The sequence below is a fragment of the Alterirhizorhabdus solaris genome (assembly GCF_007785815.1).
GTDB classification, from domain to species: Bacteria; Pseudomonadota; Alphaproteobacteria; order Sphingomonadales; family Sphingomonadaceae; genus Alterirhizorhabdus; species Alterirhizorhabdus solaris.
Window position 1 is genome coordinate 60,631 of the sequence record NZ_VNIM01000006.1, and the last position, 18,326, is coordinate 78,956.

Sequence of the window (18,326 nt, forward strand, 5' to 3'; positions counted from 1 at the left end):
GCGGTCAGCCTGCCTGCGCGGCCGTGCGCTCCGTCACCACCCGTTCCAGCAGCGTCAGCGGCATCGCACCGTCCGCCAGCACCTCGTGGAAGCGCTTGATGTCGAAGCGCTTGCCCAGCGTCTTTTCCGCCCCCGCCCGCGCGCGCAGCCAGGCGGCATGGCCCACCTTGTACGAACAGGCCTGCCCGGGCTGGGTGCAGTACCGCTCCACCTCGCGCTGCGAGCGCGGGCGGACGAAACCGACCGTCTCGACCATATAATCGGTCGCCTTCTCGCGATCCCACCGCTTGGTGTGGATGCCGGTATCCACCACCAGCCGCGCGGCGCGGAACAGGAAGGACTGGAGGTAGCCCGCCCGTTCCAGCGGCGTCGCATAGCCGCCAAGCTCGTCCGCCAGCTGCTCGGCATAGAGCGCCCAGCCTTCCAGATAGGCGCCGTAGAAGCCGATCTTGCGCAGCAGCGGGATATCGCCCGACCCCTGCGCGATGCTGATCTGCAGGTGATGGCCGGGCAGCGCCTCGTGATAGGTGAGCGAGGGCAGGCTGTATTTCGGCCAGTCCGCCACCTCCTTCAGGTTGATGAAGTAGATCGCCGGGCGCGATCCATCGAGCGCCGCGCTCTTGTAGTAACCGTTGGAGGCGCCGTCCTGGATCTCCACCGGCACTGCGCGGATCTCCAGCGGGGCGCCGGGGATGTGCCCGAACGCACGCGGCAGCTTCGCCGCCATGCCCTGCACGCCCCGGTTGAGCGAGGCGATCAGCTCGGCCCGGCCCGCCGGCGTATCGGGGTATAGCTGTGCCGGATCGCGGTTCAGCGCACCCAGCCGCTCGGCGATCGTGCCCTTGGTCAGGCCCTGCCCCTTCAGGATGCGATCCAGCTCGGCGGACAGTTCTGCCACCTGCGCCAGCCCCATCCGGTGCACCTCCTCGGGCGAGAGGGTGGTGGTGGTCGCCTCGGCCAACGCCGCCGCATACAGCGCCTCGCCGTCGGGCAGCCGCCACACGCCTGCGCCGGGGCGGGTCTGACGGCGCAGGTCGCCCACCAGCGCGATCTGTCGGTCGAGCGCAGGGTGGATCCGGGCGGTGACGATGCCTGCCGCGCGCGCCTGCCACTCTCCGGCGATGCCCTTGGCCTTTGCGCGATCGGCGAGCGAGCGCACCAGCTGGCTTTCCGCCACCGGCGCGGCGCGCAGGCGCTGCATCTGCGCCAGTGTGAGATCGAGCGCGAAATCGGGCGCGATGATGCCACGCGTCGCCCGCGCGCGCTGCACGGCGGTGTCCTGATCGAGCACGACCGCGAACGCTTCCAGCCGGGCGAGGTACGCCTCGGCATCGGCCTTCGTGGCGATCACATGGGTGTCGTTGAGGAAATCGGGGGTGTTATAATAGGCGCCGCCCTGCTGGAAGATGCGATAGGGGCGGATCACCGAGTCCAGCCCGAACCGCTCCGGCGCCACCGTGTCGAGCCGCTGGGATTCAAGGATCACCTCGCGGTTGAGCACGGCGGCAGGGGACAGGCCGGCGACGGGGATCGCCTCCAGTTCGGCGATCCAGCCCTTGGTCTGCGCCAGATTGCGCCGCAGCCCCTCGTCCGAGGCGTCGTCCAGCCGGCGCCGCGCCTCGGCATGCGTGCCCTTGTCCAGCCCCAGCGAAGTCGCGAACTCGGGTGAGCGGGTGAGTATGCCGTCCATGATCCGGTCGAACAGCGCGTTCAGCCGGGCATCGCCCGGCGTGGCGGCAGTGGTGGCGGCGGCGGAGGCCGGTGTTGCCGGCAGCGCGAGTGCGAGCGCGGCGGCGCTGCTTCCGGTCACGAAGGCGCGACGATCCATGAGCTATTCCCCTGATTTCATTCGGAACCCCTCGTTCGGGGCGATTGCCCGCGTTCTAGAACGAATAGGCGATCGTGGCGCGGGTAATCGTGTCGAGCGTATCGCTCGCTGCCAGCGCGCCGCGCTCGTAGGTGACGTTGTACGACAGCCGGGCCTTCAGCGCGCCGATCAGTTTCGTATCGAGCGAGGTGGTGGCCGATGCGTTGTTGTTGCCCTGCTCCACGAACAGCGCGCCATCCTGCACGAAGGTGAGCGTCGGCGCGATCGCCCAGCGCACCCCCAGCGAGGCCCGCGCGGCGATGCGGGTGACGGCGCCCGTCTCGACGAAATCGGTGTGGCGCAGCGCCGGCCCACCCTCGAAATCCACGCGCAGCGTCGGCCCGGCCACGACGCGATAGCCGATGCCCGCGCCGCCGGTGTAGCGATCGGTATAGCCGAGCAGCCGGTCATGCTCATATTGCGCGATGCCGTAGGCGTAGAGCCGGTCACCGATCTTGTAGTTCGGCTGCCACGCGGCGTTGCCCCGTTCGGTCACCGTCTCGCCGTTGGTGCGCTGGTAATCGAACCGGCCGTTCAGCGTGTTGCGCCAGCGCAGGCCCTCGCGCGTCAGGTTCACCGCGCCGTACAGGCCGAAGCCGGCGTTGTTACCGGTAAAGCGCGATCCGCCGGCCTCCACCTCGCCTTTCCAGTTGTCCAGCAGCGCGGTGCTCGCCAGCGCATCGGCGCGGGCGCGCGCCGCCGCCGCCTGCTTCTCCGCCTGGCGTGCCGCGAACTCGGCGTCGAGCGCGTCGATCTGCGCGATCGTTTCCGGGTTGGTCTGGCGGGCGTAGCGCATGATCGTCTCGACCGCCGCCGCGTCGCCGCCGGCGGTCGCGGCCTCGATCAGGCTGCGCACCGCATCGGGCAACCGCGCAGGCGGCGGCGGCGGCGCGGGCGGTCCCTCGATCACCGGCACGAATTCGGGCGCGGGGGCGATCACCAGGATGGGCTGGGTCGGCGCCTGCATCGGCGCGTCGAGCAGCATCGGCAGGAACAGAAACATGCGCCGGTCTCCCCGGAATCAATCGGACGGGCCGGCCTCAGCCGTCCTGCCCGAGCAGCAGCGTGCCGCCCTTGCGCGCCACCACCTCGGCGATCTTGCCGCCGAACATCGCCAGCATCGGCGGCAAGATCAGGCTCACGCGGATATGGTCGTCCGCCACGTCGGCGGTGGCCGAGACGGCCTGGCCGAGCGCCTTCACCTCCAGCGCCATGCGGTCCTCCCCCGGCCACTGCGCCTTCACCTCGGCGACACCGCCGGGGATGTGCGCGGGCAGCTCGCCGATACGCGCCTTCATCCGCCGGCGTGCCTCGTCGCGGCCGAGCTTGTGGGGAATGTCGATGATCGTGGGATTGCTCATCCGCCCTTCTAGCCCCGATCGCCGCGCCGACGATAGACCGCCTCAGCCGGAGAACGGGTAACGGGCGATCGTCTGCCACGGCCCGCCGCGATAATGGTGCGCGGCCAGCCCGGCGATCACCAGCGGCCGGGGCGAGAAACCGGCCGAGAGCGCCGTCTGCAACGCCCTGGCCTCGGCGGGCGGCACCTTGTTCTGGATCGTGACGTGCGGGCGCCAGCCGGCCTGGTCCTGCGGGGTGAGGCAGCCGGTGAACGCATCCGCCAGTTCGGCGCGAATCGCCAGCAGCGCCGGGCTGCGCACCCCCAGCGCGACCCCGCGACCGAGCGACATCACCCGGTCGATCATCGCCTCCGGCCGGGGGATGCGGGACGTCGCCGTCTTCAGCCGCCCGGCCAGTTCAGGCAGCAGCGTGGGCGGCAGGTGGTGGAACAGCGTGAGGTGCGCGGCGATCACGTTGCGGTCGGGCGGGAAATGCGTGCGGCGCAGCCCGTCCAGCCAGGCGAAGTCCGCCGGCCCGAACAGCGCCGAGACGATGATCGGCGCGGCCTCGATCCCGTCGGTGCCGGTATCGTCGTCATGCATCGGCATAGGCCCCGGCAAAGGTGAGGATCGAGCGGACGTGGCGCGCCGCCACCTCGGCAATGTCGGTGCCGTAGCCCCCGCCCAGCGTGCCGGCCACCGGCACCCCGCGCGATCGCGCGGCCCGCGCGACGAAGCGGTCGCGCGCGTCCAGCCCGCGTTCCGTCAGCGCCAGCCGGCCGAGCCGGTCGCCCTCATAGGGATCGACCCCGCCCTGATACAGGATCAGGTCCGGCCGGAAGCTGTCGAGCAGCGGCACCAGCGTCGCCTCAAGCGCGGCGAGATAGGCGGTGTCGCTCGTCCGGTCCGGCAGCGGCACGTCCAGCGTGGAGGTGGCCTTGCGCGCGGGAAAATTGCTGGCGGCGTGGATCGAATAGGTCGCGATGCCGGCCATGTCGGCGGTGAGGCGGGCGGTGCCGTCGCCCTGATGCACGTCGCAATCCACCACCAGCACGCGCGCCACCGCCCCTTCCGTCACCAGCCGGTGCGCGGCGATGGCCAGATCGTTGAACACGCAATAGCCGGCGCCGGTGTCGTGGAGCGCATGATGGCTGCCCCCCGCGATGTTCACCGCATAGCCGCGCGTCAGCGCCGTCAGCGCCGCCGTCCACGTCCCGCCCGGCACCCTCACGGCCCGGCGGGCGACCGGCTCGTTCACCGCGAAGCCGATGCGCCGTTCCTTCTCTTTCGGCACGGAGGCACCGACCACCTCGGCGACATAGGCGGGATCGTGCACCGCCGCGATCCAGTGCAGCGGCATCGCCGGCGGCTCGATCCATTCGATCCGCATTCCCTCGCCGCGCAGCAGATCGCGCACCATCTGGTTCTTGCTCCAGCGGTAGCGGGTCGCCGGGTTGGGCGGCGTGATGTAGTCGGCGTGGTGGACGACGGGGATGGCCATGGAGCCGATATGCGTCGCCCGGGCGGCCGATCAAGCAGGCGATGATCCGAGAAATCGCGATTGTGGGGGAGAGCGCCAGCGTCGCTCGATCCCCCCGGCCACCACCGAGCCATGTGCCGGTTTTGACCGGCGGCTCCTCTCATATATTCTTGACGACTCGTCGGTAGCGATTGCTCCCTAACGCAACTCGACTCGAAAAAAAAGGGCCGGTTCCGTAGAACCAGCCCCGAAGTTTAGGAGAGGATGCCTGAAAGGCACTTGCGTTGTGCGCCGCAACACGGATTGTTGCAAGTGCGAAAAACATGAACGCGATTGCATTTTCAGCAACATGACCGGGTCGGCCGCGCCCGGCGCAACCGTCATGGCGGGCCAGCGTTTTCCCGTCATCGATCGAAGGAGCGGCCATGAAACTCTATTATGCCCCCGGCGCGTGCAGCCTCGCCACCCATATCGCGCTGAACGCCGGCGATCTGCCCCATACGCTTGAAAAGGTGGACCTGAAGGCGAAGACCACCGAAAACGGCGCGGATTTCAGCGCGATCAATCCCAAGGGGTATGTTCCGGCGCTGGAGCTGGACGATGGCGCGATCCTTACCGAGAACATCGCGGTGCTGAGCTATGTCGGCTCGCTGATGCCCGCCCTGTTCCCCGCCGAGGGCATGGCGCGCTGGCGCACGCTTGAAACGCTCGCCTTCATTTCCACCGAATTGCACAAGAGTTTCAAGCCGCTGTTCAACCCGGCGGCGAGCGAGGCCGAAAAGGACGAGGCGAAGCAAACGCTCGGCAAGCGGTTCGCGCTGATGGAGCAGCAGCTTGGCGGGCGCGACTTCCTGATCGGCGACGGGCTGACCGTGGCGGACTGCTATCTGTTCGTCACGCTGTTCTGGGCCAGGGAGAAGTTCGGTCTGGATCTGCCAGCCGGGCTGGCGACCTATTATGCCGCGCTGCGGGATCATCCGGCGGTAGCAAAGGCGCTCGCAGAAGAAAAACTCGGATGAGGCGTGCGGGGCGGCATCGCTGCCGCCCCGCCCCCGGTCAGGCTTCTTCCTCGAACGTCACCGCCACCGCCGCATTGGCGGAGAGACGCACCGTCCCGTCGCTTTCCACCATCGCCACGAGGCCGCCGGAGATGAAGTGATGGTGGCCCTTGTGGCCGCCCTCCCCGCTGTCCTTCTTCGTCAGCTGGATGCGGTCGCCCCGCACATGGTCGACGGTGCCGACGTGGACACCATCCGCGCCGATTACCTCGGCATGTTCCCTGATCGCTGCCAGATCCGCCATCGCATCGTCTCCTGTGGTTGAACCGGGATAACGAACGGGGCCGGGTTCGGGCCCGTCCGGCGAGAGCGTCGCTTGTCGCGGGATCGCGCGCGGCCTATTCTCGGTCATGGCCCATTCTTCCGCAGCACCCCGTCCCCCGGCCGCCGCCGGCCACGCGCACGTCGTCCATCGCGGCGAGTCGCTCGCCGTTGCCGCCCGCGCCGCGCTGGAGCGCGCCGGCGAGCAGTGGACCGCGATGCGCGCGGTCGTGTTCGAGGAACTGGCCGGGTTCGATCGTCCGGCCTCCGCCTACGATGTTGCGGAGGCGGTGTCGCGCAGCGAGGGGCGGCGCGTGGCGGCCAACAGTGTCTATCGCATCCTCGACCTGTTCGTCGCCAAGAACCTGGCGCGGCGGGGGGTGACGGCCAACGCCTATATCGCCAACGCCCACCCCGATTGCCGCCACGACTGCATCTTCCTGGTGTGCGACAAATGCGGGCAGGTGACGCACATCGACGACGACGCGATCACGGCGGGCGTGCGTGATGCGGCGGTCGCCGGCGGTTTCACCCCGCGCCGCCCGGTCATCGAGGTCCGCGGGCTGTGTGCCGGCTGCGCCGCCGCCTGATCTTCCGCCGCGCCATGCGCCTGTTTTACCCGCTCGGGAGTTTGGTCTAGGGCGAGCGGCGAAAGGATTCCGCGTTCCGATGGCCGACCACCCCGACACCCCGTTGCTCGATCAGGTTCCGACGCCGGAGGCGCTGCGTCGCCTGCGCCCTGAACAGCTCACCCAGCTTGCGGCCGAGGTGCGGCAGGAGATGGTGTCGGCCGTCTCGGTGACGGGCGGGCATCTGGGCGCGGGGCTTGGCGTGGTCGAGCTGACGGTGGCGCTGCATTATGTGTTCGATACGCCGCGCGACACGCTGATCTGGGATGTCGGCCACCAGGCCTACCCGCACAAGATCCTGACCGGCCGGCGAGAGCGGATGCGGTCGCTGCGGCAGGGCGGCGGCCTCTCCGGCTTCACCCGCCGGGCCGAGAGCGAATATGATCCGTTCGGCGCGGCGCACAGCAGCACCTCGATCTCGGCGGCGCTGGGCTTTGCGGTGGCCAACAAGCTGGCGGACCGGCCGGGCAAGGCCATCGCGGTGATCGGCGACGGCGCGATGTCCGCCGGCATGGCCTATGAGGCGATGAACAACGCCGGGCAGGCGGGCAACAGGCTGGTGGTGATCCTGAACGACAACGACATGTCGATCGCGCCGCCGGTGGGCGGGCTGTCCGCCTCGCTCGCCCGTATCGTGTCGTCGCGCCCGTTCCTCTCGCTGCGCGACGTGATGAAGAAGGTGGCGCGGCGCCTGCCCCGCCCGCTGCACGATGCCGCGCGCAAGACCGACGAGTTCGCCCGCGGCATGACGATGGGCGGCACGCTGTTCGAGGAGCTTGGCTTCTACTACGTCGGCCCGATCGACGGCCACAATCTCGACCATCTAGTGCCCGTGCTGGAGAATGTGCGCGATGCCGGCGAGGGGCCGATCCTCGTCCACGTCGTGACGCAGAAGGGCAAGGGCTATGCCTCGGCCGAGGCGGCGGCGGACAAATATCATGCCGTGCAGAAGTTCGACGTCGTCTCGGGCGTGCAGGCCAAGGCGCCGCCGGGGCCGCCGAGCTACACCAACGTGTTCGCCGACGCGCTGATCGCCGAGGCGACGCGCGACGAAACGGTCTGCGCGATCACCGCCGCGATGCCGGGCGGCACCGGGCTGGACAAGTTCGCCAAGGCGTTCCCGACGCGCAGCTTCGACGTGGGCATCGCCGAGCAGCACGCCGTCACCTTCGCCGCCGGGCTGGCCGCGCAGGGGCAGCGGCCGTTCTGCGCGATCTATTCCACCTTCCTCCAGCGCGCCTACGATCAGGTGGTGCACGACGTGGCGATCCAGAACCTGCCCGTCCGCTTCGCGATCGACCGCGCCGGGCTGGTGGGAGCGGACGGGGCGACCCATGCCGGCAGCTTCGACGTGACCTATCTGGCGAGCCTGCCCAATTTCGTGGTGATGGCGGCGGCTGACGAGGCCGAGCTGACCCACATGGTGCACACAATGGCGCTGCACGACAGCGGGCCGATCGCGGTACGCTATCCGCGCGGCAACGGCACCGGCGTCGCCATCCCCGCGCCGCAAGCGCTGCCGATCGGCAAGGGGCGGATCGTGCGCGAGGGCAAGAAGGTGGCGATCCTCTCGCTCGGCACCCGGCTGGAGGAGGCGCTGAAGGCGGCGGACCGGCTCGACGCGCAGGGGCTGTCCACCACGGTCGCCGACCTGCGTTTCGCCAAACCGCTGGACGAGGCGCTGATCCGCCGCCTGCTCACCACGCACGAGGTGGCGGTGACGGTGGAAGAAGGCTCGGTCGGCGGTCTCGGCGCGCACGTGCTCACGCTGGCGAGCGACGAGGGGCTGATCGATGGTGGCCTCCGGCTGCGCACGCTTCGCCTGCCCGATGCGTTTCAGGATCACGACAAGCCCGAGAAGCAATATGCCGAGGCCGGGCTTGATGCCGACGGCATCGTCGCGTCGGTGCTGACGGCGCTGCGCCGCAACAGCGTGGGCGTGGCCGAAGCGCGGGCATGAATCTGGCGTCGGGAAACCGACCCTCTTGTCCTGAGAGACGGACCGGGAATCCGGTTCCCACCACCATACCCCGAGCGAAGTCGAGAGGGGCGGCACGCACATAACGCTCCGTGTCGCGACTTCGCTCGACACAAGGGCGGGATATGGCTGGATCGATCGGGATGCCGGCGAAAGCTGAAACCGGTCTTGAATGTCCGCTCATCCTGAGGAGGGGCTGAGCTTGTAGAAGACCCGTCTCGAAGGACGCGGCTTCCACCCTCCTTCGAGACGCCATGTCGGCAAGCTCGATGGCTCCCCTGGATGAGCGTGGAGGGTCGCCCCTTAGGTCATCGGGGCCACCGATGCGTCGGCGGCCCCGCGAAGGCTCAGGGGTAGCTGCCGTCCGGCGTGCGGCCGAAATCGACCGTGCACATGAAGCCCCAGCGGGTATGCGGCCCGCAACCCGCGCCGGCATAGCGATACTGTTCGTCGAAGATCACGGCACGGTGGCCGCGATCGGGTACGTTGTCGTCCACGATCAGCCCGGCGACGACATCGATCGGCGAATTCGTGGTGTAGGCGATCGTCTCGGCGACATAATCGCCCCCGCCGCGCCGCATCACCCGGTCGCCGGGCATGGTGCCGTCGAGCGAGGCGTGGCCGAACATGCCGCGCGGCCCCTGCTCGCGCGTATGATCGGTGGCGGCCGCCGCAAGCAGCTGGCCACGACGCAGCGGCGGCAACGGGCGCTGGCGGCGCAGGAAGCGGATCGCCTCGTCCACCGCCGCGCGCCCCTCGTAGGACATGAAGCGCACGCGCGCGCCGAGGCTTTCATACTCCCCCGCCCGATCGAAGCTCTGCCGCAGCCGCTCCAGATCGGCCGCGAAACCGGCCGGATCGGTGCGGGCGCGGTTGATCTCCGCCAGCACGCCGTCTTCGGTGGAATTGGCCTGAGCGGCAGCGGGGGCGAGCACGATCAGAGCACTGACGAGATACCGGACAAGCTTCATTTTTCGCCCTCGCAACCATGTTGACCCAGAGAACGGTGCGGCCGCTTGGCGGTCGATCGCGGGTCGAGGCTCCATCCGGAACGAGAGAGCCTGCGACCGCCATCGATTCGGAACCGGACACCAGTAATCTGTTCACCCTGTTACCGGGTAGGGGTTAACGATTTGCGGAAGACGGACGCAGTTACGGCTTGACAGCTTTGGCGATCGTCAAACGCACGCGCCCGATTTAGCCGGATTCGGCCTTGATCCCGGCGAAAAGCGCCTGATGGTCGCCATGCACCGCCCTAGGGCCGCCGTTTCCAGCCGTTTCGGTGTCTTTTTATGGGAACTTTTGTGCCGCTACGGGATCGCGGCCGGTTCAGGCGGCTTCCGGCCCGTCCCGTTCCGTGACCGGCCGGTCGAACAAGGTCGCCGTCAGGCCCCGGCGCGCGCCGGATCGCGCGCGATCAGCGCCTGTACCTCGGCGAACCCGCTGCCGTGCGCCATCGGTCCTTCGGCGGCACCGATCAGCCGGTCGAGCAGCGCCTGCCCTTCGTGCCACAGGCCGACGTCGCTCTCGGCATTGATGTGCCCCTGCGGGCCGGCATCGACGAAATGACTGCCCCAGTCGCGCGCCATGTCGAAGCTGCGCTGGATCGAGGCGTGCGGGTCGTCGTCGCTGGCGACGAGGATCGAGGGGAACGGCAGCAGCGTGCGCGGCGATGGCGCGAAGCCGCGGATCTCGCCGCAGGCCGCGCTGCGATCGACATCGGGCGGCGCCACCAGCAGCGCGCCCGCCACCGGCCAGCCCCACGGCTGCCCGGCCAGTTCCGCCCACCAGCTGACGGCAAGGCACCCGAGGCTGTGCGCCACGAGGATCACCGGCGCCTGGCTGGTGCGGATCGCCTGATCGAGCTTCGTCACCCAAGGGTTGCGGCGCGGGCTGTCCCACAGGCCAAGGTCCACCCGCGCGGTATCGCTGCGCGTCTGCTCCCACAGGGTCTGCCAGTGGCCGGGGCCGGAACCGTGGAGGCCCGGCACGGTAAGGATCAGCGGCCTGCCGCTGAAATCGGAAGCTGCCTGCGCCATCCATCGTCTCCCCGCTCAAGCCGTCGGCACGGCACCGATTCGCTGCGAGGATGTTATGTCTATACGATCGGTTGACAAGAGGGCGGCGGCCGATTGCGGCTTCAACAAGGCAAAGCGATGGTGCATGGCGCCGGCATGGCGAAAACGCTCCGTGCCGATCAGATGCTCGTCGAGCGCGGCCTCGTCGAAAGCCGCGCGCGCGGGCAGGCGCTGATCCTCGCCGGACTGGTGTTCTCGGGCGATCGGCGGATCGACAAGGCCGGGCAGGCGCTCCCCATCGACGCGCCTTTGTCGTTGCGCGGGCGCGATCATCCCTGGGTTTCGCGCGGCGGCGTGAAGCTGGCGCACGGCCTGTCGCATTTCGGCTGGGACGTGGGCGGCGCGGTGGCGATGGACGTCGGCTCCTCCACCGGCGGCTTCACCGATGTGCTGCTCACCGGCGGGGCAGCGCGGGTGTATGCGGTGGATTCGGGCACCAACCAGCTGGCGTGGAAGCTGCGGCAGGATGCGCGCGTGATCGTGCTGGAACAGACCAACGCCCGCCACCTGACCCGCGCCGAGATCCCCGAGCCGGTCGATCTGGTGGTGTGCGACGCCAGCTTCATCGGCCTCGCCAAGGTGCTCGCCACCCCGCTCGATCTGGCGGCGCCCGCCGCCCGGCTGATGGCGCTCATCAAGCCGCAGTTCGAGGCGGGACGCGACGAGATCGGCAAGGGCGGCGTGGTGCGCGATGCCGCCGTCCACGCCCGCGTGTGCGACGAGGTGGCGGCGTGGCTGACGGGGGCCGGCTGGGCGGTGGCCGGCATCGTCGAAAGCCCGATCACCGGGCCGGAAGGCAATGTCGAATTCCTCGTCGCCGCGCACCGCACCGGCGACCGGCCACCCGCCGATCACGGATGACCGGGTGACACGGCTGGACAGGATCACGCCGAAAAGGGCAGAACCCCGAGGGTCGTGGGCGAGACAGGGGTGACGATGAGCGGATACGGCCAGATCGCCTCGAAGCAGCAGTTGCGCATGGCCTTCCTGCGCTGGGCGATCGTCATCGTGCCGGCGGTGCTGCTGCTCGGCATCCTGTCCGGCAGGCTGGCCAATTCCGGGTTCGGCAATCCATGGTTCGATGCGCTCGTCAAACCGTCGTTCATGCCGCCGGGCTGGGCATTCGGGCTGGCGTGGACGATCCTGTACGTGCTGATCGGCTTCGCCTTCGCCATGATCGTGGCGGCGCGCGGCGCGCGGCGGCGGGGTCGCGCGATCGGCCTGTTCCTCGTCCAGCTCGCGCTCAATCTCGCCTGGTCGCCGATTTTCTTCGCCGCCCACCAAGTGACGGCGGCACTCGCGCTGATCCTCGTGCTGATCGTTCTGGTCGCCGTCACGACGCTGGCCTTCGCCCGGATCCGCCCGGTGGCGGGCACGCTGATGCTGCCCTATCTGGCGTGGCTGCTGTTCGCCGCCGCGCTCAACTTCGCCATCATGCAGGCGAATCCGGGCGCCGAGACGCTTGCGCGGGAGCCGGCGCACACCCAGATCAGCCTCTGATCCTTTCGCTTTCCCGGAGACACCCGATGCAGTCCGACAATCGCTTTTTCGACGATCTGGTGAAGCTGGTGAACGGCGCCGCCGGCACCTTCGCCGGGGTGGGCCGCGAGGCGGAGGCCGGCGCGCGGGCCAAGGCACGCGAATGGATCGGCGGGCTGGATTTCGTCAGCCGGGACGAGTTCGAGGCGGTGAAGGCGATGGCGGCGGCCGCGCGCGACGAAGCGACCGCCCTGCGCGAGCGCCTCGATGCGCTGGAAGGCAAGGCGACGCGGGATGCGATCGACCCGGCGCACGGGGCCGGCGCCGGGCCGGCGATCCCCGGTGTCGATTATCCCTGAGGCGGCGCTTCATCCACAGCAATATCGCCGCGTTTCCGTGGCGCCGCTTGCCAGCGCCGCGATGACCGCCCTAGGCTCGTGGCGCCGGTTGGCGGAAAAGGGACGCGCATGACGGTGGACGACTTCGAGCAGGAACGCGACGCCGGTGCGCCGATCGACATGCTCGAAAGCTATTTTTCGGCGCACAACTGGAGCTTCGAGCGGACCGGCGACGAGGAGATCGTCGCCAACTTCCAGGGCAGCTGGACCCAGTACGAGCTGCGCGCGGTATGGCGCGACGAGGATCGCGTACTCCAGTTCCTCGCCTTGCCCGATGTGCGCGTGGCGGCGGACAAGCGCCCGGCGATCTACGAGACGCTGGGCCTCATCAACGAGCAGCTGTGGATCGGCCATTTCGAGATGTGGGCGTCCTCCGGGATGCTGCTGTTCCGTCATGCCGCCCTGCTGGACAGCAATGCCGACCCCGTTCTTTCGATCGAGCAGGCCGAGACGCTGGTGGAGGCCGCGATCGACGAGTGCGAGCGCTTCTACCCGGTGTTCCAGTTCGTGCTGTGGGCCGACAAGACGCCGCAGGAGGCGATCGCCGCCGCGCTGATCGAAACGCAGGGCGAGGCCTAGGCGATGGCGACGGACGGACCGCTGTGGCTGATCGGCGCGGGCAACATGGGCGGCGCGATGCTGCGCGGCTGGATCGGCGCGGGCCGCGATCCCGCCACGATCGTGGTGATCGATCCCGCCGTGCAAGGCTTGCCTGACGGCGTGACGGTCCTCGCCGCGCCGCCGCCCGATGGGGCGGTGCCGGCGGTGGTGGTTCTGGCGGTGAAGCCGCAATTGCTCGATTCCGTGGCGCCCGGGCTGGCGCCGATGCTGGCGGCGGAAACCACGCTCGTCTCGATCCTCGCCGGGGTGGAGATCGCCTCGCTGCGCCGCCGCTTCCCCCGCCCCGCCGGCGTGGTGCGCGCGATGCCGAACCTGCCGGCGGCGATCGGCCGGGGGGTGACGGCGCTGTATGGCGAGCGGCTCGACACCGGCGGGCGGACACTGGCGGAGACGCTGGTTGCCCCGCTCGGGCTGGTCGAGTGGATCGACCGCGAGGACCTGTTCGACGCGGTGACGGCGCTGTCCGGCTGCGGCCCGGCCTTCCTGTTCCGCTTCGTCGAGGCGATGGCGGATGCGGGCGCGGCACTGGGCCTGCCGGCGGATCAGGCGGCGCGGCTGGCGCTGGCGACCGTGGAGGGGTCCGCGATCATGGCGGCGGCGGCAGGCGAGCCGGCGGCGGTGCTGGCCGATCGCGTCGCCAGCCCCGGCGGCAGCACCCGCGAGGGGATGAACGTGCTGGATGCAGGCGATACGCTGAAAGCGTTGCTGCGCGCCACGCTGGCCGCCTCGGCGGCGCGCAACGCCGAACTGGCGGCGGCGGCAAGGGGCTAGCCGGCGTCCGCCGGGGCTGGGCGGCCCGCTGAATTGCCGAAGCCGTCATCCCGTTCCAGGGTTTACGCCAGCCGGTTTATAGCCTCCTAAAATACCGTCTGGTCCGTAAGGCCGGCGCGATGATCGCCGCCTCACTCCCCCACGAAGGTGAACGGCGTCAGCCCGCGCTCGCGGTCGTTCAGCGTCAGCGGGCGGCCGGCGGGCGGGGCGGCGCGTTGCGGGCAGTCGATGCGGGTGCAGCGGCGGCAGCCGAGGCCGATCGGCGTCGCGGCGCCGTTCTTCAGGTCGATCCCGCGCGCGTCGGCCAGCGGCGTGGCATGATCGGCGACAACACCCAGCCCGATCGCGAACTCGGCGCGCACGCCATCGGGTGAGCGGACCTGCGGCCTGACCGTCCGGGCGAGTGTAAACCATCGGGTCCCGTCTTCCAGCTCGACGAGCTGGCGCGCGACCTCGCCCGGCCGGTCGAACGCATGGTGCAGCCGCCACAGCGGGCAACGTGCCTGTGCCTCCACCATCGGCGCGGCCGAGGCGCCGGCGAACCGTTTGGACACCTGCCCCGCGCGATCGATCCGCAGCATGAAGAAGGGCAGCCCGCGCGCGCCGACCCGGCTCAGCGTGGTCAGCCGGTGGGCGATCATCTCGAACCCGGTATTGAAGCGGCGCCGGAGCAGGTCGAGATCGTAGCCGGTCCGCTCGCACGCACGCAGGAAGCGATCGTAGGGCATCAGCAGCGCAGCGGCGAAATAGCCGAGCAGGTGGCGGCGGAACAGCCGCTCGGCGGTGCGCTGGCCGAAGGCGGCACCGGCGACCAGCGCCTCCACCTCGGCCCGCGCCTCCAGCTGGCCGAGCTGGAACGCCGCCTGGAAATTGCGCGAGGCGGGATCGAGCATCTCCGACAACTGCAACTGGCGCGCGTGCAGATCGAGCCGGCGCAGCCGATCCGGCATCACGTCGATCGGCAGGATGCGGATGGCGATGCGGTGCTTCACCCGCAACCGCTCGGCGATGGCGCCGTAGAGGTCGGCGTCGTCCAGCCGCAGGTCGTCGGCCAGCGTCTCGGCGGCGGCGTCCAGATCGGCGAAATGGTTGCGCCAGCGTTCGATCTCGCGGCGCACCGGGGCGATCGCGTCGTCCTCCCCGCCCGCCGCCGGGCCGATGCCGCCGCCGCCCTCGCCGCCCTCCCGCAGCCGGTCGAACACGCGGGCGAACGCCTCCGCGCCGCCGGGGGCGGCGGCCAGCCATTCCTCCACCTCGCTGCGATCGATGCCAAGATCGGCGAACATCGGATCGGCGAGGCGACGGCGCAGCGCCTCGCCGCCACCGCCCGGCTCGTCCGCCGCCAGCGTGCGCGGATCGAAATCGAACACATCGGCCAGCCGCAGCATCAGCGCGGCGGTCAACGGGCGCTGGTTGCGCTCGATCAGGTTCAGGTAGCTGGGCGAGATGTCGATCCGCACGGCCATCGCCGCCTGCGTCAGCCCGGCGGCGCGGCGCAGGCGGCGGATGCGGTGGCCGGCAAAGATCTTCTGCTCGGCCATCATGCCACCCCGCTCGCCGCCGGAACCAAACACCGGCTGGCCCCGTACCTTGTCGCGTTACCGACAACGCGACAAGCGCCGACATAAGGTTCGCGCCCGGTCCGGTGCGTCAGGCAGCCCGGTGCCGGGGATGGTTGGAACCAAAATGGTCAATACAGGTTAAGGCGGCTGTTTATGCATGATCGGTGGGCAGAGTGATCGGGGGCGGTGACGCGGGCGGGCGAGATGGCTGAGCGTGTCACCCTTCCGTCGGGCGGCGGGGAGATGGGCGCGCGGATACGCGCGTTCGACTGGAGCGCCACCCCCCTCGGCCCGCCCGAGACGTGGCCGGCGGCATTGCGCGTGTCGCTGGGGCTGTGCCTCAACTCGGCGTTCCCGATGTGCATCTACTGGGGGCCGGAGCTGACCCTGCTCTACAACGACGGCTGGGCGCCTGTACCGGGCCGTCGCCACCCGGATGCGCTGGGCCGCCCGGCGCGCGAGGTGTGGCCCGACATCTGGCCGATCGTCGGCCCGCAGTTGGCCGAGGTGCTGGCGACCGGCCACGGTTATGCCGTCAGCGACCAGTTGCTGCCGATGACGCGCGCCGGGCAGCTGGAGGAAAGCTACTGGGATTACAGCTTCACCCCGATCACCGGCGAGGACGGGCGGGTCGTCGGCATCCTGAACCAGGGTCACGAGGTGACGGCGCGCGTGTTCGACCGCCAGCGCGACGCCCTGCTGCTCGGGCTGGGCGACCGCATGCGCCTGCTGGACGATGCCGAGGCCATCACCCGCATGGCGCTCGCCACGCTCGGTCCGCACCTCGGGGCGGCACGGGTGGGTTATGGCGAGATCGACCATGCCGCCGGCACCCTCGACATCGTCGCCAACTGGCGGCGTGACGAGGCGGTGCTCGATCTTTCCGGCCCCCACCGCCTCGGGGCGTTCGGTGACGACCTGCACCGGGCGCTGACCGACGGCCGGATGTTCGCGGTGGCGGATGCGCATGAGGATCCGCGCGTTGCCGGTCGCCCGGTCGCGGCGCGCTATGGCGCTGCCGGCATCCGCGCCGGGCTGGTGGTGCCGGTGCTGAAGGGCGGCGCCTATGCCGCCGCGATCTTCGTGCACGACGACCGCCCCCGTGGCTGGACCGATCATCACGAGCGGCTGCTCGGCCTGGTCGCGGAACGGATCTGGCAGGAACGGGCACGGGCGCAGGCGCAGCGGGCCCTGCGCGAGAGCGAGATACGCCCCCGGCTGATCTTCGAGCAGGCCAACGACATCGTGTTCACCGCCGATCTCGATCAGGTCATCACCGGTGCCAATCCCGCCGCCGGCCTCGCGCTGGGCGCATCGCCGCAGGCGCTGGTCGGCCGCTCGATCGGCACGTTCATCGCCCCCGAGGAGTTTGCCCGCACCACCGCGATGCTCCGCCGCAAGCTCGCCGACGGTGGCACCACCCGGTACGAGGTCGAGGTGCAGGCGCCCGAGGGGCGGCGGCTGCACTGGGAGATCAGTTCGACCCTCGCCCGTGACGGTGACGGCGCGGCCATCGGCCTCCACGCCATCGCCCGCGACGTGACCGACCGCCACCGCCACGAACTGGAGCAGCGCCGGCTGATCGACGAGCTGAACCACCGGGTGAAGAACGTGCTGGCGATGGTGCAGGGCCTGGCCTCGCAGAGCTTCAAGGGGGACAAGCCGCTGACCGAGGCGCAGGCCGCCTTTCAGGCGCGGCTCGCGGCACTGGCGTCGGCCCATGATCTGCTGACCCGCGAGAAATGGGAGGGGGCGACGCTGGACGAGGTCGTCGCCGGCGGCACCCATCCGTTCGAGGGATATGGCACGCGTGTATCGACGGCGGGGCCGGCGGTACGGCTGCAGCCCAAGACCGCGGTGTCGCTGCTGATGGCTCTTCACGAACTGTCCACCAATGCGCTGCATCATGGTGCGCTTTCCGCCCCGGCCGGGCGGGTCGACGTACGCTGGTGGACGGAAGGAGATCGGTTGCTGATCGAATGGCAGGAGAGCGGTGGCCCCGCGGTGACCGCCCCCGAACGGCGCGGCTTCGGCCTGCGCATGGTCGAGCGCGCGCTGGCGGCTGATCTTTCCGCGCGGGTGACGGTGGCCTTCGCCGGGCCCGGCCTTTCCTGCCGGATCGACGCGCCATTGCCCGCGCACGACGACAGGGTGGGGGCGTGACCGGCCCCGAGGCCGGCACCCGCGTGCTGATCGTGGAGGACGAACCGATCATCGCGATGACCGCCGAGGATCTGGTGGAGGACATGGGCTGCGTGGTGGCGGGCAGCGCCGCCAGCCTCGCCGAAGCCGAGGTGCTGGCCGCCCGCGGGCAGTTCGACATCGCCATGCTGGACATCAACCTGAACGGCGAGACGAGCCTGCCGGTGGCGGCGGCATTGCAGCAGGCGGGCATCCCGTTCGTGTTCACCACCGGCTACGGCAGCGGCGCGCCGGTGGAGGCGTTCACCGGGGTGGAGATCGTGAAGAAGCCCTATGGCGCGGCGGTGCTGGCCGCCGCGCTCGGCCGCCTGGCGGCGCGGGTGCGCGGGCGCGACGGCGGGACCGGCGATCGCTGAGGCGGGATCGATGCCGCGTTCGGGACGGTCGACGCAGGCCGCACAAGGCCTCGCCTGAACGGCCGGCGCTGCGCTGCCGCCCCTTCGCCGCGTGATCGCGAGAAACGCGATACCGCAGGCGCGCGAAGCGGGGTAGCATCGCACCATGGAGCGGGAACGGGAACGCGCAGCGGGGAAGCGGATGGCGATGAGGGCGCTCGCGCTGCTGTTCGCCGGGTTCGCCGCGCCGGCGCCTGCCGCCATGGT

19 protein-coding genes are annotated in these 18,326 nt (G+C 70.0%); 10 read left to right on the plus strand and 9 right to left on the minus strand.

Annotated elements, in window-relative coordinates; genetic code table 11:
• Window positions 1–4: 4 nt before the first annotated feature.
• From FOY91_RS03025 to FOY91_RS03045, 5 genes are read right to left on the minus strand one after another with little or no spacing between them, the layout of a single operon-like run.
• Window positions 5–1,828, minus strand: a complete 1,824-nt coding sequence (locus FOY91_RS03025) for a DUF885 domain-containing protein (protein ID WP_145147986.1) — start codon at window positions 1,826–1,828, stop codon at window positions 5–7.
• A 55-nt stretch (window positions 1,829–1,883) separates the two neighbouring features.
• Window positions 1,884–2,870, minus strand: coding sequence for a DUF481 domain-containing protein (locus tag FOY91_RS03030; RefSeq protein ID WP_145147988.1), 987 nt, complete (start codon window positions 2,868–2,870; stop codon window positions 1,884–1,886).
• Window positions 2,871–2,907: 37 nt separating this feature from the next.
• Window positions 2,908–3,228 carry a polyhydroxyalkanoic acid system family protein gene (locus FOY91_RS03035; protein WP_145147990.1) on the minus strand — a complete coding sequence of 107 codons (321 nt, stop codon included), beginning with the start codon at window positions 3,226–3,228 and terminating at the stop codon, window positions 2,908–2,910.
• 42 nt (window positions 3,229–3,270) lie between these two features.
• A complete protein-coding gene (locus FOY91_RS03040; protein ID WP_145147992.1) occupies window positions 3,271–3,810 on the minus strand; it encodes a 2'-5' RNA ligase family protein in 540 nt (179 codons plus the stop codon).
• A complete protein-coding gene (locus FOY91_RS03045; RefSeq protein WP_145147994.1) occupies window positions 3,803–4,708 on the minus strand; it encodes a histone deacetylase family protein in 906 nt (301 codons plus the stop codon). Before FOY91_RS03045 ends, FOY91_RS03040 begins: the two co-directional genes overlap by 8 nt.
• A 404-nt stretch (window positions 4,709–5,112) precedes the next feature.
• Here FOY91_RS03045 and FOY91_RS03050 point away from each other — a divergent pair, with 404 nt between their 5' ends.
• Window positions 5,113–5,706, plus strand: a complete 594-nt coding sequence (locus FOY91_RS03050; RefSeq protein WP_145147997.1) for a glutathione binding-like protein — start codon at window positions 5,113–5,115, stop codon at window positions 5,704–5,706.
• A 37-nt stretch (window positions 5,707–5,743) separates the two neighbouring features.
• On the opposite strand, the gene FOY91_RS03055 is transcribed toward FOY91_RS03050, so the two are convergent.
• Window positions 5,744–5,989 carry a DUF2171 domain-containing protein gene (locus FOY91_RS03055; protein ID WP_145147999.1) on the minus strand — a complete coding sequence of 82 codons (246 nt, stop codon included), beginning with the start codon at window positions 5,987–5,989 and terminating at the stop codon, window positions 5,744–5,746.
• Window positions 5,990–6,095: 106 nt separating this feature from the next.
• On the opposite strand from FOY91_RS03055, the gene FOY91_RS03060 reads away from it, so the two are divergent.
• Both FOY91_RS03060 and dxs read left to right on the plus strand, forming a co-directional pair.
• Window positions 6,096–6,596 (plus strand): Fur family transcriptional regulator, encoded by a 501-nt coding sequence (locus FOY91_RS03060; protein WP_145148001.1) that lies wholly within the window; start codon window positions 6,096–6,098, stop codon window positions 6,594–6,596.
• Between the two features lie 79 nt (window positions 6,597–6,675).
• Window positions 6,676–8,595 carry a 1-deoxy-D-xylulose-5-phosphate synthase gene (dxs, locus tag FOY91_RS03065; RefSeq protein ID WP_145148003.1) on the plus strand — a complete coding sequence of 640 codons (1,920 nt, stop codon included), beginning with the start codon at window positions 6,676–6,678 and terminating at the stop codon, window positions 8,593–8,595.
• A gap of 365 nt (window positions 8,596–8,960) precedes the next feature.
• Here the strand turns inward: dxs and FOY91_RS03070 are convergent, their stop codons facing one another.
• Both FOY91_RS03070 and FOY91_RS03075 read right to left on the minus strand, forming a co-directional pair.
• Window positions 8,961–9,584, minus strand: coding sequence for a CAP domain-containing protein (locus tag FOY91_RS03070; RefSeq protein WP_145148005.1), 624 nt, complete (start codon window positions 9,582–9,584; stop codon window positions 8,961–8,963).
• Between the two features lie 414 nt (window positions 9,585–9,998).
• Window positions 9,999–10,652, minus strand: a complete 654-nt coding sequence (locus FOY91_RS03075; RefSeq protein ID WP_145148007.1) for an RBBP9/YdeN family alpha/beta hydrolase — start codon at window positions 10,650–10,652, stop codon at window positions 9,999–10,001.
• A gap of 135 nt (window positions 10,653–10,787) precedes the next feature.
• Here FOY91_RS03075 and FOY91_RS03080 point away from each other — a divergent pair, with 135 nt between their 5' ends.
• The 5 genes from FOY91_RS03080 (at window position 10,788) to proC (ending at window position 13,960) form a co-directional block, all read left to right on the plus strand.
• Window positions 10,788–11,552: a TlyA family RNA methyltransferase gene (locus tag FOY91_RS03080; protein ID WP_145148009.1), complete on the plus strand. Its 765-nt coding sequence runs from the start codon at window positions 10,788–10,790 to the stop codon at window positions 11,550–11,552.
• Window positions 11,553–11,627: 75 nt separating this feature from the next.
• Window positions 11,628–12,191 carry a TspO/MBR family protein gene (locus FOY91_RS03085; RefSeq protein ID WP_145148011.1) on the plus strand — a complete coding sequence of 188 codons (564 nt, stop codon included), beginning with the start codon at window positions 11,628–11,630 and terminating at the stop codon, window positions 12,189–12,191.
• 26 nt (window positions 12,192–12,217) lie between these two features.
• Window positions 12,218–12,529: an accessory factor UbiK family protein gene (locus tag FOY91_RS03090; RefSeq protein ID WP_145148013.1), complete on the plus strand. Its 312-nt coding sequence runs from the start codon at window positions 12,218–12,220 to the stop codon at window positions 12,527–12,529.
• A gap of 108 nt (window positions 12,530–12,637) precedes the next feature.
• The gene (locus FOY91_RS03095; RefSeq protein ID WP_145148015.1) at window positions 12,638–13,147 is read left to right on the plus strand and encodes a type III secretion system chaperone family protein; all 510 of its coding nucleotides are present in this window, start codon (window positions 12,638–12,640) and stop codon (window positions 13,145–13,147) included.
• Between the two features lie 3 nt (window positions 13,148–13,150).
• Entirely contained in the window at window positions 13,151–13,960 is an 810-nt protein-coding gene (gene proC, locus FOY91_RS03100; RefSeq protein WP_145148017.1) for a pyrroline-5-carboxylate reductase, read from the plus strand.
• A 131-nt stretch (window positions 13,961–14,091) separates the two neighbouring features.
• Here proC and FOY91_RS03105 read toward each other — a convergent pair whose 3' ends face one another.
• Complete coding sequence (locus FOY91_RS03105) at window positions 14,092–15,501, minus strand: helix-turn-helix domain-containing protein (RefSeq protein ID WP_145148032.1); 1,410 nt, start codon at window positions 15,499–15,501, stop codon at window positions 14,092–14,094.
• Window positions 15,502–15,726: 225 nt separating this feature from the next.
• Between FOY91_RS03105 and FOY91_RS03110 the strand changes: the two genes are divergently transcribed.
• Together FOY91_RS03110 and FOY91_RS03115 are read left to right on the plus strand one after the other, a co-directional pair.
• The gene (locus FOY91_RS03110) at window positions 15,727–17,685 is read left to right on the plus strand and encodes a PAS domain-containing sensor histidine kinase (RefSeq protein ID WP_145148019.1); all 1,959 of its coding nucleotides are present in this window, start codon (window positions 15,727–15,729) and stop codon (window positions 17,683–17,685) included.
• Window positions 17,682–18,080 carry a response regulator gene (locus FOY91_RS03115; RefSeq protein ID WP_203234475.1) on the plus strand — a complete coding sequence of 133 codons (399 nt, stop codon included), beginning with the start codon at window positions 17,682–17,684 and terminating at the stop codon, window positions 18,078–18,080. The genes FOY91_RS03110 and FOY91_RS03115 overlap by 4 nt, the downstream gene beginning before the upstream one ends.
• Window positions 18,081–18,326: the final 246 nt, after the last annotated feature.